The organism is Acidobacteriota bacterium (assembly GCA_034211275.1).
Taxonomy (GTDB): domain Bacteria; phylum Acidobacteriota; class Thermoanaerobaculia; order Multivoradales; family JAHZIX01; genus JAGQSE01.
On sequence record JAXHTF010000156.1, the window covers coordinates 1 to 16,425 of the forward strand.

3 protein-coding genes are annotated in these 16,425 nt (G+C 70.3%); all 3 read right to left on the bottom strand.

All coding sequences use genetic code 11. The features are described 5' to 3' along the window. Nucleotides 1–8,634, bottom strand: an 8,634-nt coding sequence (locus tag SX243_19375; protein MDY7095143.1) for an amino acid adenylation domain-containing protein, incomplete at its 3' end; no start/stop codon positions are given. A 19-nt stretch (nt 8,635–8,653) separates the two neighbouring features. Then, on the bottom strand, nt 8,654–13,504 hold the full coding sequence (locus tag SX243_19380; GenBank protein ID MDY7095144.1) for an amino acid adenylation domain-containing protein: 4,851 nt from the start codon (nt 13,502–13,504) through the stop codon (nt 8,654–8,656). A gap of 2 nt (nt 13,505–13,506) precedes the next feature. Further along, nucleotides 13,507–16,425: acyltransferase domain-containing protein (locus SX243_19385; protein MDY7095145.1), on the bottom strand; the 2,919-nt coding region annotated here is incomplete at its 5' end.

The following is a 16,425-nucleotide window of genomic DNA, read 5'->3' on the forward strand; positions in this document are numbered from 1 at the left end:
CTGCTGTGCACCGCTCCACTCCGCGAGCACCAGCGCCAGCAGCCCCAACAATGCCTCGTCCAGCCGGCAGCCGAAGGCCCGAGGAAGCTCCGTCAACAGCGGCTCGGTGCTCTCCGGCGACAGCTCTTCGAGCACGGAGGAGTCCTCGGCACCGCGCCGTGGCGAGGAGAAGTCCCGCGGCAGCGGCACACCGCCGGAGCGCGCCGCTGCACGCCAATACTCCGCCTCCGCCGCCAGCTGCGGGCTCTCGGCGTAGGCTTCGAGCCCCTGCGCCCAGCGCCGCAGCGAGGTACCGGTGGGGAGCAGAGCGATCTCTTCACCTTTCAACAGCTGGGAGTAAGCGGTCTGCAAATCTTCGAGCAGGATGCGCCAGGAAACACCGTCCACCGCCAGGTGATGAACGACGAGCAACAGCCGCTGCTCCGCGGCTGCCGACGGCGAAGCGGCGGCGGGGATCAAGTCGTAGCCGACGCAGCGCAGCAGGGGTCCCCGAAATAGATCGAGGCTGGTCTGAAATCCCTGATTGAGGCGCTCCATCTCCTCGGCGCCAGCGGCACCGAGGGCGGTGAGATCGATCCACACCGGAGACACCGCCGCCTCCGGCAGCACTTCCTGGGACCATTTGTCTCCCTCGCGGGAGAAGCGCAGCCGCAGCGCTCCGTGACGCACCATCAAGGCGCGCACGGCGCGGGTCAGGCCGTGCCGGGGCAAGCGCTCCCGGGGATGCAGCAAGAGCGACTGGTTGAAGTGATGAGGCCGGCTCGGACGGCGTTCGAAATACCAACGCTGGATGGGCAGCAACGGCAGCTCGCCGATCTCCTCTGCCGCCGCCAGGTCCCCGACGGCGGTGGATATCTGTTCCACCACCTCCGCCAGCTGAGCCACCGTCGGCTGCTCGAAGACCTGCCGCGGCCGGATCCGCAGCCCCACCCGCTGGCCCCGGGCGCTGATCTGGATGCTCAGGATGGAGTCGCCGCCGAGCTCGAAGAAATTGTCCCGCCGGCCGATGCGCCGAAGCTGGAGCACCTCCTGCCAGATCTCCGCCAGCTGCTCCTCCACCGGCCCCTGGGGAGCTTCGTAGGGAGCGGAGACGTCCGGGCGCTGGCCCTCGGGCACCGGCAGAGCCGCCCGGTCCACCTTGCCGTGGGGGGTGAGGGGGAGCTCCTTGAGCGGTAGGTAGAGGGCGGGAATCATGTAGTCCGGCAGGCGCTCGGCGAGAAAGGCGCGGAAGTCCGCCGCCGAGGGCACGGTGGAGCCCCCGAGCACCGGATAGGCCACCAACTTGCCCTCACCGCCCTCGGAGCGGTGCACCATCGCCGCCACCTCGGCCACCGCCGGGTGGGACGCCAGCACCGACTCGACCTCTCCGAGCTCGATGCGAAAACCCCTCAGCTTGACCTGGCGATCCCCGCGGCCGAGGAATTCCAGCTCCCCTCGGTGGTTGGTCCGCACCCGATCCCCGGTGCGGTAGAGCCGCTCCCCGGGCGTCGAGGAGAACGGATTCGGTACGAAAACCTGAGCGCTGCGAGCAGGCCGGCCCAGATAGCCCCGGGCGAGGCCCGGCCCGCCCAGGAGCAATTCTCCGGGAGCTCCCCGCGGCACCGGCCGGCCACCGCCGTCCACCACGTAGACGGCGGTGTTGGCCACCGGTCTGCCGATGGGCACCGTCGCCGCGTGCTCCGCCACCGCCGTCACCCGGTGCCAGGTGGCGAAGGTGGTGTCCTCGGTGGGGCCGTAGACGTGCAGCAGCCGCCGCGGCGGAGCGTCGGCGAGGAGCCGGCGCACGCGAAGGGGATCCACCGCTTCGCCGCCGAAGAGCAAGCACCGCAGACGCCGGAAGGCTTCCGGCCGATGGTGCACTACCTGGTTGAACAGAGCGGTGGTGAGGAAGAGCACGTTGACCTGCCGCTCCTCCAGCGCCGCCGCCAGGCTCTCCGGGGATTGGGTCGCCGCCGGTTCCAACACCACCACCGTCCCGCCGTTGAGCAACGGTGCCCAGAGCTCGAAGGTGGCGGCGTCGAAAGCGGGGTCGGCGGCGTGGGCCACCCGGTCCTCGGGGCGTACCTGCAGGTAGTCGGTGTTGCACACCAACCGCAGCACCCCCCCATGGCTGACCCCAACGCCCTTGGGACGGCCGGTGGAACCGGAGGTGTAGACCAGGTAGGCCAGGCGATCGGCGGAGCAAGAAGCCGGCGCCGGCGCTGCGCCCGCGGCCCCCGCCTGTCCGTCGGCGTCGTCCGACGCCAAGTCCATCCACCCGCCGGTCCAGCCGTCGAGGGCCGCGGGCGGCGCTCCCCGGCCCATGGCCAACGCCGCGCCGGAGTCATCGAGCATCCAGCGAAGCCGGCGGGCGGGATAGGAAGGGTCCAGGGGCACGTAGGCGGCCCCCGCCCGCAGCACCGCCAACAACGCCACCGGCAGCTCCGCCGATCGCTCCAGGAGCACCGCCACCCGGCTGCCCGGGCTCACCCCGCGGCCTTGGAGCCGGCTCGCCAACTTCCAAGCACGGTCCCGCAGCCACCGATAATCGTAGGTTTCGCCCCGGCAGACCACCGCCGGCGCCTCCGGGGTGCGGCGGGCCTGCGCCTCGAAGACCTCCGCCAAGCCCGCTGCCGGGATCACCGCCGCGCTGTCGTTGGCCTCCACCAGCAGGTGGTGGGCCTCCACCGGTGGTAGCAGGGGTACCGCATCCAAAGACCGGTCGAGATCCCCCGCCAGGGACTCGGCGAGGTGGGTAAGAGTCCTCCCCAGCCGCCCCACCGTGGACGGATCGAAGATTCGCCGGTAATAGGCCAGCACCAGCTCCACTTCGGTCTCGGGATGGGCGATGAGGCTCAGCGGGTAGCTCGACTTCTCCAGGGTCTGGAACTCCTCCGGTACCAGCTCCTGGGCCGCCGCCGCACTCAGGTCCGAGGCCTCCCCTTGCAGGCCGTCCCGCACCGCGTCCAGAGGATAATTCTCCACCACCAAGAGGGTCTCGAAGAGGGGTCGGCCGGAGGCCACGCCGGCGAGACGCTGTATCTCCGCCAGGGGCAGCCGAGCGAAGCGCTGGCGTTCCAGCTGCTGTCGCTGGAGCTCCTGCAGCCAGGCTCCCACGGTCTGCCGGCCTCGGGTGGGGATGCGCACCGGCAGGGTGTTGATGAACAGCCCCACCATTTCCTCTACGTCTTCTAGCTCCGCGGGGCGTCCCGCCACGGTGGCGCCGAAGACCGTCTCGCCGACGCCGGCGTAGCTCGCCAGGGCCAGCGCCCAGGCTCCCTGAATCAAAGTATTGAGCGTAAAGCGTCCCCGGCGGGCGCGCTGCCGCAGCTCTTCCGCCCGGCGGCCGGTCCAGAACACCCGCTGCTCCTCATAGCCCTCCGGCCGCGCCTCCGCCGCCACGCCAACGCGGTCCCGGGGCAGCGGCGTCGGCTCCTCCACCCCTGCCAGCGTCCGGCGCCAATACTCCGCCGCCTCGGCATCGTCCTGTTCTTGGAGCCAGGCGATGTACCGCCGAAACGGCGGGGCCGGGGGCAGGGCTGGGGGCTGGCGGCGGCGGTGACCGTCGTAGAGCATCATCAAGTCGCGGTAGATGAGGGGCAGGCTCCAGCCGTCGAAGAGCATCTGCTGGAAGGTCCAGACCATCTGCCAGAGCTCGTCCCCCTGGCGAGTCAAGTGCAGACGCATGAGCGGCGGACGCTGCAGATCGAAGCCCCGGGCGCGGTCCCGGCGTAGCAGCGCATCGTGGCGCAGCCGCTGATCCTCCGGGCTCAGCCGCCGGTGATCCTCCACCGTCAGCGGCAGCTCCAGCCCCCGTACCACCACCTGTTGGGGATGTTCCAGCTGCTCCCAAACGAAGCCCGTGCGCAATACCTCGAAGCGGTCCAGCACATCCCGCCAGGCGGCAGCAAAGGCGCCGAGATCCAGCCACCGGGGGAAGCTCACCACCGCCTGGGCGAGATAGACCCCGGCGCTGGGCTGGTAGAGAGCGTGAAAGAGCATGCCCTGCTGCAAGGGCGAGAGCGGATAGACGTCTTGCAGCTGCTGCCCCTCCTCCAGCCGCTGGGAAAGGGCCTGGACCTCCCGCTCGTCGAGCCCCGACAGATTCGAGATCTGCGGCCTCGCCGCCAGGCCCTTCGCCGGCGGCGCTTCCACACACCAGGCGGCGAACCGGCGCAGGGCCGCCAGTAGCTCCTTCCCGAAACGGCCAACGGTCTCCTCCCGGTGCACCTGCCGGCTGTAGGTGATGGCTACCTCGAGGCGCTCCCCAGCCACGCCTACATTGATCTCCAGCAGGTGAGTGCGGCGCTCCCGGGGATCCTGAATCGGTCCCACATCCTCCGCCGCCAGCACCAGCGGCGCCGGGCCTTCGGTGGCCTCCTGATCGACGCCGCGGGTGATCTGCCCGAGATAGTTCAATAGCACCGGGGCTGGCGGCAACGCCGCGAGCCGGCGCCGCAGCTCCTCGTCGGGTGCCAGGAAGCGCACCGCACCGAAGGCTTGGCCGCCTTGATCCAGTCCCCGCCGGGCCGCCACCAGCCGCTCCGCCGGGCCCGCGGCGGAGCGCAGGTCCACCGCCAGCGGCTGCAGGGTGGCGAACCAGCCGACGGTACGAGAGAGATCCAAATCGTCAAACAGGCCGCTGCGGCCGTGTCCCTCCACGTCCACCCACAGCCGCGACTCACCGGTCCAGGCACCGACGGCCTCCGTCACCGCCGCCAGCAGGGCTTCTTCCAGGCGGCCGTGGCCGCTGGCGGGCAACGTCCGTACCAGCCTCTCGGTATTTTGCGGATCCAGGCTCAGATCGAGAGTGGTGGCGGAGGCCTCGGTGTTCTCGCCGTCCTCGAAGTCCCGGGGCAGCGCCGGTGGCGGATCGGCTTCGGCCAGCCAGTGGGAGACCTGCCGGCGGGCCGCCGGGCTACCCGCCCAGCCCCGGAGCCGCTGGGCCCAGGTGCGGAAAGAGGTGGTCTTGGCCGACAGCGGCGCCTCCGGTTCCCGCAGCAGAGCCAGCAGATCCTGCACCACCACCTGCCAGGAGATCACGTCCACCACCAGATGATGGGCCACCAGCAACAAGCGCCGCCCCAGCTCCCCGGGGAGCTCGAAGACGACCGCCCGGAACAACGGTCCTCGGGAGAGGTGGAGCCGGCGCTGGAGCCCCGCGGCGAGGCGCGTCAGCTGCCGGCGCGCCGGCTCCTCCGGCAGACCACGGAGATCGAAGACCTGGAACGGCACCCCCTCCTGCGGACCCGGCGGCAGGAAGATCTGCCGTACCGCCCCACCCCCTTCGAAGAGGAAGCGGGAGCGCAGGGCATCGTGGTGCACCACTATCGCCGTCAAAGCCGCCTGCAGCCGTCCCAAGGGCCAAGGCTCCCCCAGCTCCAAGAGCACCGGCATGGTGAAGTGATGGGGATTTTGGGACGAGAGGTGGAAGAACCAATGCTGAATCGGGGTGAGGGGCGATTCTCCGGTCACCGGTCCCTGCTCCGCCGCGGCTTCTCCATCGTCCTCGGCGGCGGTGGCGACGGCCGCCAGGCCCTCCACCGTCGGATGCTCAAAGATCTGCCGGGTGGTCACCCGCAAGCCGGCGCGGTGGGCCCGGGAGGTGATCTGCAGCGCCAAGATGGAGTCACCACCGAGGGCGAAGAAGTCATCCCCGACTCCCAGTTCCGAGACCCCCAGGACATCGCGCCAGATCTCCGCAAGCCGCTCCTCCACCGGCGTCTCCGGGGCCCGGGAGGGCAGGATCTCGGCGCCGGCGGTGGTCTCCTGGGCGCGCTGCTCCAAAGCTCGGCGATCGATCTTGCCCCGAGAGGTCAAGGGCAGCTCGTCGAGAAAGGTCCAATGGGTGGGGACCATGGCCTCCGGCAGGCTCTGCCCCAGGTGCTGTCGGAGCTCCGAGGAATCGGGCGCCGGATCCGCCGCCACCACGAAGGCCGCCAGCGCCACCTCGCCGGCAGCGCCGCGCCGGGGCACGACGGAGCCGGCGGTCACCTGTTGGTGGGAGGTCAGGACGGTCTCCACCTCCGCCGGTTCCACCCGCACCCCGCGCACTTTGAGCTGACGGTCGAGACGACCGAGGAACTCCAGCCGGCCGTCGAGGCGCCAGCGGGCGCGGTCGCCGGTGCGATAGATCCGCTCTCCGCCGGTGGGGCTCCAGGGATCCGGCACGAAGCGCTCGGCGGTGGCCGCCGGGCGGCCCCGATACCCCCGAGCCAGCCCGGCACCGGCGATCCACAGCTCGCCGGTCACCGCCGGCGGCAGCGGCCGGCCCCGGGGCCCGACGATATAGAGACGATGGTTGTCCACCGGCCGGCCAATGGGCAAGTTCTCCGCCTCGCCCCCTGGGTAGGGCTGCAACGCATTGGTCACCCCGGTCTCGGTAAGGCCGAAGACCGAAAGCACCGGAGGTCCGCCGAGTTGGATCCAGGCTTCGAGGGCGCGGGCCGAGGGCCGGTCACAGCCCAGCAGAAGACAGCGCAACGAGGCCGGCGGCGCGCTCCCCCGAGCCTCCAAATCCTCGACCCAGCGTTCCCAGAAGCCGGCCGGCAACTCGACGACGGTGATCTGCCGACGGGCCAAGAGCTGCTCGAAATCGCGCAGATGAACCAGTGGGTCCGCCGGCGGGAAAATCACCGTGGCCCCGGAGAGGAGCGGCGGGAAGATCTCCTCCAACACCACGTCGAAAGCCGGCGAAGCGAATTGCAGCATCCGGTCTCCGGCACCCAGGCCCAGCCGCCGGGCGGTCATGACGGCGAAGGAAGAGGCGGCGGCGGACCCTGTCACCACCGCCTTGGGAAAACCGCTGGAGCCGGAGGTGAAGAAAGCGTAGCCGGAGCTGGCGGAGAGCCGTGACGGCAGCTCCGGCGCCGGGCTCCCGGAGGAGTCTCCCCGAGGCGCGATACGGACTAGCTCTTCTGGCACCACCGCAGCTCGGTCCTCGCCGGCGACGACAGCCCGCGGACGGGCGATATCGAGGAGCTCCCGCAACCGCTGAGGAGGATGCTCACTGTCCAGCGGCAGAACCACACCGCCGGCGGCCATCACCGCCAGCATCGCCTCCGCCAGCGGCGCCCCCCGCCGCACCACCACCGCCACCAGCTCCCCTGGACCAACCCCCGCCCGCCGTAGCCGCTGGGCCAAAGCTTCCACCCGCTGCAGGAGCTCGCCATAGTCCACGATCTGCTGATCGAGGGTCTCGTCCTCCTCCACCAGCGCCGGCGCCCGGGGCGCCGCCTGAGCCTGGCGGCGCACCAGCTGGTAGAGATCCACCGGCGGCGCCGGAACGGCGGTGTCGTTCCACTCCACCAGGGTCTGCTGGCGCTCCGCGGCCGTCAGCGGGGACAGCTCCCCCAAGCGCGCATCGGGCCGGCGAGCCATGGCGCTTAGCAGCACCTCCAGGTGAGCCAGCAGCCGGCGGGCGCCGACGGCGTCCAGGCTGGCGCGGTCGTATTGCGCTTCGAGCACCGTCCGAGGGCCCGGCATGGCCACCAGGATCAAGGGCAGGCCAGGCTCTTCCACCACCTGTCCCTCCTCGATCACCAGCTCCGGCACCGCCGCCGCCAGCCCCTCTTCCGAAGGCATGTTCTGGAACGACACCAGGCTCTCGAAGAGCGGCCGACCGGCGGCCACGGCGCTCTGCTTGCGCACCGTCGAGAGGGGTAGATGCTCCCAACGGCGAGCCTCGGAGCGCTGATCGAAAAGCTCTTGGAGCCAGGAGGCCAGCTGCCGCCGAGGATCCAGGCGCACCGGCACCGGTTGGGTGTTGATGAACAGCCCGATCATGGCGTCGGCCCCGGCCAGGGAGGGAGGCCGGCCGGAGACGACGGCACCGAACACCACCCGCCGGCGGCCGCTGTAGCACCCTAGGAGCAGGCTCCAGGCTGCCTCCACGAGGGTATTGAGAGTTACCCGGGAGCGCCGGGCGAAGGAATCGAGGGCCGAGGAGAGCTCCGCCGGCAACGCCCGGGCGACGGCACCGAAGCCCTGCCGCCGACTGCCGCGGCGGGGAATGCCCAAGGGGGTCGCCTGTTCGACGTCCTTCAGCTGGTCCTGCCAGTAGGCCTCTCCGGCGGAACCGTTCTGACGCTGCAACCAGGCGATGTAATTGCGGTAGGGCGGCCGCGGCGGAAGCTCCACCGTCAAGTTCCGGCGCAGGGTCTGGTAGCTGTGGAAGACCTCCTCCAGGACCAGCGGATAGGACCAGGCATCGAGGAGAAGGTGGTGCTGGGTCCAGACGAAGAGGTGCCGATCCTCGGCGAGACGCAGCAGGGCACCCCGGGTCAGCGGTGCCCGGCGGGTCTCGAAACCTCGGCGCCGGTCGTCGTCGAGGAAGCGGCGCAGCCGGCGCTGCTGCTCCCGGTCGTCGCAGTCGGTCCAATCCTCCTGCTGCAGGGTGAAACGAACCCGGCGAAAGACCACCTGCACCGGCACGTCGGAAGACTTCCAGACGAAGCAGGTGCGCAGGATGGGGTGGCGGTCCACCACCGCCTGCCATGCCGCCGCCAGCGCCGCCGCGTCCAGAGGGCCGCGTAACCCCCAGGTGCGCTGGTGCACATAGGTCCGGCGATCCGGATTCGCCTCCTCCTCGAAGAGCATCGCCATCTGCATCGGCGATGCCGGATAGAGGTCTTCTACATCCCTGGATTTGGCCATGGTCTCTCGTCCAACCCTCTCAGAGCTCGTCCAAATCGGCTTTGGAGAGGATCGAGTCCAGGGTCTCCTGATCCAGCTCCAGCAGGTTGAGATCTTCCGGCGCCAGCTCGCCGGCACCGGCGTTGCGGCAATGTTCCACCAAGGCGCCGGCCTCGGTCTCCAGCGCCGCCGCCAACGCCTCGAGGGTCGCCCGTTCATAGCGGTCCCGGGGATAGCTCCAGGAGACCCGCAGCCGCCCCCCCTCGACCTGCGCTTCTACCGCCACTTCCGGATGCAGCCGCTGGCGCGGGCTACGCGGTGCGCCGGAGGGCTCCGACGCCGGCCGAAACGCCTGACCGGGCTCCGGCGCACCGTCTTGCGCGGCAAGAGCCGGTTCGCCTTGATGCCCCAGATAGGCGAAGCCGAGGACGGGCTCGATGGCGGCGAGGCGCTTGCGAAGATCGGGGTCTTCCGCCGCCCAGCGCAGGGCGGCATAGGACAGACCACCGTGGGGGTCCCGGCGTAGCGACCGCTTGACCCGCCGCAGTTCTTCTTCGGTCCCTTCCGCCCCCTCCAGATCGAGCAATACCGGATAGGAGAAGCTCAGCCAGCCGACGGTTCGCTGAAGTCCGGCGCCGGCGACGGTCTGGGCCGCGTGGCTCTCCACCTCCACCAGCAGCCGGGGAGTCCCGGACACCCGGCGCCAGGCGCGGGCCAAGGCCGCCAGTAACACCTCGTCCACTCCCAGTCGATGGCTCGCCGGCACCTCCTTGATCAAGGCCTCGGTGACCTCCGCCGGCAACTCCGTCTCGAGCACCGCCTCCGACGCCGCGGTACCCGCCCCGCCGACATGATCCGGCACCGGCCCAGCCACCCCCGCCGACGTCAGAGCCAGCCAATGTTCTTTTTGCTCCTGGACCTCCGAGGAACCAGCCAGCGCTCTCCAGCTCTCGCTCCAGGCTGCTACCGACTCGGTCTTTGGGGGCAGGTGCACCGGCGTCCCGGCGGCCAGCTGACCGTAGGCCCGCTGGAGGTCCTGGACGAGGAGGGTCAGCCCGACACCGTCTATCACCAGGTGATGGGCGGTGAGGAAGAGCCGCAGAGCACCGTCCTCGTCCCAACGCACCAGCGCCAGGCGTACCAGCGGCGGTCGTTGCAGGTCGAAGCCGGACTGCAGCATGCCGCAGAGGGTGTCGAGGGCGGGCCCGCGATGCTCGCGGCGCAACCGCCGCAGATCCCACAGCGGGACCTCCACCCGCGCCCCCTCCGCGCCGGCGATCTCCTGACGCCAGCCTTCGGAGGGCAGCTCGGAGGACGACGGCTCCTCGAGCCGCAGGAAGGACGCCCGCAGGCCATCGTGGTGGATCAGCACATGTTCCAGAGCAGAGGCCAAGAGACGGCGGTCCAGCGGCGCCCCGTCTACCGACGCCGGCACCTCCAAGAGCAGCGGCAGGTTGTTGTGGTGGAGATCTGCAGGCCGGCGGTCGAAGAACTCCCGCTGGGCCGGCGTCAGCTCCGCGGCGCCCACCACCATGCCCTGCTCCGCACCCTCGCCGCCGGCGCCGCAGGCCGCCGCCAGCTCGGCGACGTTGGGGTACTCGAAGATCTGTCGCGGCACCACTTTGAGCCCCGCCTCCGTCGCCCGCGCCGCCACCTGTACTCCGAGCACCGAATCTCCGCCGAGGGCGAAGAAATCGTCGTAGACACCCACCCGCTCGACCCCCAGCACCTGCTCCCAGATCTCGCATAGGGCATGCTCCAAGGGGGTCACGGGAGCAACGTAGCCGGTGCTCAGCTCGGGCCGCTCGGCGCCGTGGGACGGCAAGGCCGACCGATCCACCTTCCCCGACGGATTCAGCGGCAACTCGTCCAGCACGGTGAAGAAGGCCGGCACCATGTACTCCGGCAGCCGCTGCTGGAGATGCCGGCGCAGCTCCCCCAGGAGCCCTTCGACCTGGCGCCGGAGCACGACGTAGGCCACCAGGCGGGCGCCCCCCGCCGGCCTCTCGCCGCCGCCTCCAAGGGCTTCCTCCTGGGCCACCACCACGCAGTCCTGCACCGCCGGATGGCCCATCAACGCCGTCTCGACCTCCCGTGGCTCGATGCGAAAACCGCGGATCTTGACCTGATGATCGCAGCGGCGCAGATAGAGCATCTGGCCATCCCGGCGCCACGCTCCCAGATCGCCGGTGGCATAGCGACGGCTCCCCGGGGGGCCCAGGGGATCGGGCCGAAAGCGCTCGGCGGTGAATCCGGGACGGCGCCAATAGCCGCGGGCCAGAACCTCGCCGGAGACCCAGATCTGTCCTCCGACCCCCAAGGGCTGGACCTCGTCCTGGGGGCTGAGGACCATCAACCGCACCCCGTCCAAGGGCCGGCCCACCGGCACCCGCCAGCGCCCGTCGTCGCTCCGGGGGTCGTAACAAGCGGCGTCCCAGGCCTCGGAAGCGCCATAAAGATTGAGCAGCACGGCCCCCGGCATGCGCTCCTCGAAACGCTCCAAGAGGTCCGCCGGCAACGCCTCGCCGCTGCTCACCCACAGGCCCAACCGCGGCAAGCGCCGACGCAGGTCCGGCACCCCGTCGAGCATCGAGCGCAGCAGCGTCGGAACCAGCCACAGTCGGGAGATTCCATGTTCCGCCAGGCGATCCACCAAGGCCAGAGGGTCGCGCACCTCCTCGGTGGGCAGAATCACCGTCGGCACTCCCTGGAGCACGGCCCCCAGAAGCTCCCAGAGCGAGTCCACGAAGCTCATGGGCGTCTTTTGGGCGCAGACCTCCTGCTCCCCGGAGGGGCCGGCCGCGAAAGGATGCGCCCGCCACACCCAACCGAGGCGCGCCAGGAGCTGGCGCTGGGTACCCGCCACGCCCTTGGGCCGGCCGGTGGAGCCGGAGGTGTAGATCAGGTGAGTGACCCGGTCGAGGTCGTGGATCCCCACCGGCTCCGATGCCGCCGAGAGGCTAGGGCCGCTGCCGCCAGCCGTTGGCGGTGCCAGGGACAGGATACGCAACCCGGCGCCGAGCTCCGGCGGCAGCTCCTCGGTGGCGGTCAGCATCACCCGCGTCCCCGAATCGTCCAGCACCCGGCGGCTTCGCTCCGGCGGATGTTCCGGATCCAGCGGCAGGTAGACCCCGCCCCCCTGCAAGAGGGCCAGGAACGCGGCCACCAGCGCCGGGGAACGGGACGTCCACACCGCCACCGGCTCTTCCGGCCCGACTCCCGCAGCGGCCAGCCGGCGCGTCAAGTCATCGACCCAGGCAGCCAGCTCTCGGAAGCTCAGGAAATCGCCTCCGTGGATCACAGCCGTCGCCTCCGGCACCGCCGCCACCCGCTGCCGGAAAAGCTCCGGCAGCGACGGCGAGGCCGACGCCGGCGGCGTCCGATTCCACTCCACCAAGATCTGGTGACGCTGCCCCGGACGCAGCCCCGAAAGCCTCGAGAGGCGTTCCTCCGGCGCCGCCAGCACCGAGTCCACCAAGCAGCGGAAATGCTCTCCCAGACGCTGGATGGTCGTGGCATCGAAGAGGTCGGTAGCGTATTCGAACCAGCCGTGGAAACCCTGGGGGTGATCCCAGAGGAAGAAGGTCAAATCCTCCCGCGCCACCCCCTCGTCGAGGTCGGTGTTCTGCAGCGGGTGCAGCTGCTCCTCCAGCTCGCTCTGAGTCTCCAGGATGAAGAAGGTCACCTGAACCCCCGGCGGCCGGCTGGGGTCCCTCACCGGCCGCAGCTCTTCCAAGAGCTGATGGAAGGACACATCCTGGTGCTCGTAGGCCTCCAGGGAAGCGCGGCGGCAGCGCGCCAGGGCTTCGAGGAATGGCGGATCCCCGGCCAGATCGGTGCAGATCATCAGCTGGTTGAGAAAGAAGCCGAGCATGGGCTCGGTCTCCGGCACCGGCCGGTTGGAGCTGGGAAGCCCGAAAAGAACCTTCTCCCGGCCTGAGAAGCGCATCAGAACGATCTGGAAGAGAGCCGCCAGGATCATGAAGTTGGAGGCCTGGTGCCGCCGGGCCAATCGCCGCAAGCCCTCCGCCGGCTCCGCCGCCACCCGCAAGGAAGATCGAGTGCCCACCAGCCGCTGGATCTTCGGTCGTGGGTGGTCCGTGGGCAATTCGAGAATCAGCGGAACATCCTCCAGCTTCTGGCGCCAGTAGGCCAGATCCGGCTCCAGGTCACCGGTTTCCAGCCGCCGGCGCTGCCAGACGGCGAAGTCGGCGAATTGCCGCCGGAGCTCCGGCAGAGGGGAGGGGCGTCCCTGGGAGAAGGCGTCGTAGAGAGTGCGCAGCTCGTACCAGAACTTCCCCATGGTGAGGTAGTCGGCGACGATGTGATGCAGGGTGAGCAGGAGCATGAACTCGTCCTCGCTCAACCAGACCAGAGCGGTGCGCATCACCGGCCCGCGCTGCAGGTCGAAGCGCTGGCAGCGGTGCACGTCGGCCAGGGCCAGCACCAACGACTCACGGCCCGGACGAAAAACCCGCCGGAGATCGATCACCGGCAGGGGCAAGCTGGGATCGCTCTCCACCACCTGCACCGGCCGACCGTCCACCGCCGGGAAGCGGGTGCGCCAGGCCTCGTGACGGCGGCGGATTTCCCGCAGGCTGCGCACCAACGCCGGATAGTCCAGACGGGTCTGGAAGTAGCTCGGATGAGCGAAGTGATAGGCCGGGCTGTCCGGATCCAGCTGGTGCAGCAGCCACAGCCGCTCCTGGTCCGGAGACAGCACCCAATGCTCCGCCTCCGGTCGGCGGGGAATGGTCAGGCTCTCCTCCGCCTCCACCTGCTCCGCCCGCGCCGGCCGCCGGCCGCGCGCCTGCTGCAACAGCTGCAGGTAGAGTGCGCGCTGCTCCGGATCCAGCCGAGCCAGGTCTTCAGCGGTGACTTTCTGCGCCATATCTATTCCTCCGCCTCCGATGATTCCACCGGGTCTTCCAGGGGCGCTCCGCCACCGGCTTCCCCGAGCCGCCGCTGTACCTCTTCGGGAGACAGATTGCGCACTTCCTCCAAGAGCAGCGCGGCAGCGTCCATCTCGTCGTCGTCGAGATCCTCCAGCCCGAGCTCGGCGATGCGCAGAGCCAGACCTTCGATGGTAGGGGTGTCGAAGAGCTGGGTCATGGGCAGCTCGATGCCGGTCCGCTCCCGCAGTCGGGTGAGAGCCTGAATCGCCAGCAGCGAGTGGCCGCCGAGCTCGAAGAAGCTGTCCTGGACACCGATGGGGCGCAGCCCGAAGAGCTCCTCCCAGAGCTGCACCAGATCCTTCTCCACCGGATCCCGAGGGGCCACGTAATCGCTCGACAGCTGCTGCCGAGACGCTTCCTGGCCGGGGGAACGCAGAGCGTCCAGCTCCGCCACCACCGCCGTCGTCGTCTGCCGGCGGGCCGACGCGATGACCGCCGGCAGATTCTCCGCCGTCACCACCGCCCGCACCGTCTCCGTAGCCAGCAAGCGCAGGGTGATCTCGCCGGTCTCCTCCGCGGACAGGCCGTAGCGGCGAATATGCTCCAAATGACGATCGTCCAACGTCTCCAGCCCACCGCCCCGAGCCTCCGCCGGGGCCTCCGCCTGCCATCGGCCGGGTCCCCAGTCCACCGCCAGGACGCGCATCCCGCCGACCTCTTCCCGGCTTTCCGCCAGAGCCGTCTGGTACGCGCTCACCGCGCCGTAGTCGATCTGCCCCAAGCCCTCCGTCAGAGCGCTGGCGGAGGCGCAGAGCAGCAAGAAGTCCGGGACTTCTCGGGCGGCGCTGAAGCGGTCGATCAAAGCCGCGGCGGAACGGCCCTGAGTGCCGACGGCGGAGAGATCGTCCGGCCCCCGCAGCTGCACCATCCCTTCCCGGGCGGAATCGAGGGCGTGGACGATGCCGTCGGGGATGCCGAAGCGGCGTTCCAGCTCCGCCACCAGCGTCTCCGGCGCCTGCTCCCCGAGATCGAGAACGACGAGCTCGCTGCAGGCCTGGCGGAGCGCCTGGAGGCGTTGGAGGACTTCCGCCTGGGGGCCCCGGCGCTGGATCTCGGTGCTCCATTCATCCGCCCTGGGCAACTGGACATCCGACAGGAGTACCAGCCGCGGCGCCGAAGGCTCTTCCTCGGATGCACCGGAGGCCCCTTTCGCCGGGTTTCTCGCCAGCGCCTCCGCCAGCACCAAGCCCAATCCCTGAGTTCCGCCGGTCACCCAATAGGTTCCCCCCGGCCGTACCGTTGGCCGGGCCTCATCCGCCGCCGCCAGGGGAGTCTGGAGGAACTCTCGGCGCCAGCGCCGGCGGCCCCGGAGAGCGATCTCTTCATCCTCCTGGGACACCGCGCTTCGCAGCTCCCGCGCCAGCGCCGCCCCGGCGAAGAGCTCGGTCCCCGACGCTCCGGCGGCGGACAGATCGACACTGCGGCAGCGCCATCCCTGCACCTCTCGGTCCACGGCCCGCACCGCCCCCAGCAGGGCGGCCTTCGGCGGCGTCAACGGCTCGTCGCCGAAGACCCGCTGAATCCCCGAGCTCACCACCACCAGACGCCCCGTCGGCACCGGATCCTCCTCCCCTTCCGTGGCCGACGAGGCTGCCGACGAAGACGCCAGCGCCTGAGCCAGCGCCACCAGGCTGTCGAGCCCCTGTGCCAGCCAGCGGTCCGCCTCCTCCCAGCCCTCGAACGGGGAGTCGGCGGAGAGCGTCGGCGGCAGCGTCCAGAGGTGGGCGATGCCCCGCGGCGCGAGCCGAGACTCGTGGAGCTCCCGCAACAGTCCGCCGATATCTTCGGCGCTGTGCGGCCGCAGCCGAAAGCGATGCTCTCCCAGCGGCTCGAAGGACTCGCCGGCGAGGGCGATGACCACGGTTTCTCCCAACACCCTCAGGGCCGCCGCCAGCTCCGTGGTCTCTGCCTCCGGTCCGAGCAACAGCCAGGGGCCCGTAGCCTCCGACACCGGCGAGGCCGGCGCCACCTGCTCCCAGACCGGCAACCAGACGCAATCCTCCAGCGCGGCCCGGGACAGAGTCGCCGCCGCTGGACCCGCCGGCGGCTGCAGAGCTTCCCCATGCAAGGCCTCCGGCGGCAGATCGATCCAATGGCGCTCGCGCTCGAAAGCGTAGGTGGGCAAGATCCGTCGTTGCCGCTGCTCTCCCGTCCACAGCCGCTGCCAGCGCACCGGCGCACCGGCGAGCCAAGCGTCCCCCACCGCCTGTCGCAGGGCCAGAGCTTCGTCCCCACGGCCCTGTCCCATCACCGCCGAAACCCGGTGCCGGGCACCGAAGCTCGGGCTCTGACGGGCCAGGACCGCCAGATTGCCGCCGGGACCGAGCTCCATCAGCAGCCCCCCTCCGGCGTCCAGAGCCTCCTCCAGTCCCTCGCCGAAGCGCACCGTGGCGACCAGCTGGCAAGCCCAATACCTCGGGTCCACCGCTTCCTCGTCGGTGATCCAGGTGCCCGTGAGGTTGGAGATCCAAGGAATCTTCGGAGGCTGCAAGCTCAGCTCCGAGGCCAGCTGCTCCAGGGCCGGCGCCGCCGGCTGCATCATCGACGAATGGAAGGCGTGGGTGGCCTCCAGAGGCAGACATGCCACGCCCTCGCCGGAGAGCCTTTGGGCCAGCGCCTGCACCGCCGGCGGCGGCCCGGAGACCACGGTCAGGTGCGAGCCGTCGGTGGCAGCCAGGTCGAGCTCCGCCCCCAGGTACTCCTCAACCTGGCGCCGGGGCAAGGGGACGGCGAGCATGGAGCCGGCGGGGAGCTCCTCTACCAGCCTCGCCCGCTCCGCCACCAGCCGCAGGGCGTCCGGCAGCTCCAGGACGCCGGCGACACAGGCCGCCACCAGCTCCCCGAGGCTGTAGCCCAG

Coding starts and splice junctions, on each gene's coding strand:
- SX243_19380 (MDY7095144.1), bottom strand. CDS start 13,504: ATGGCGCAGAAAGTCACCGCTGAAGACCTGGCTCGGCTGGATCCGGAG.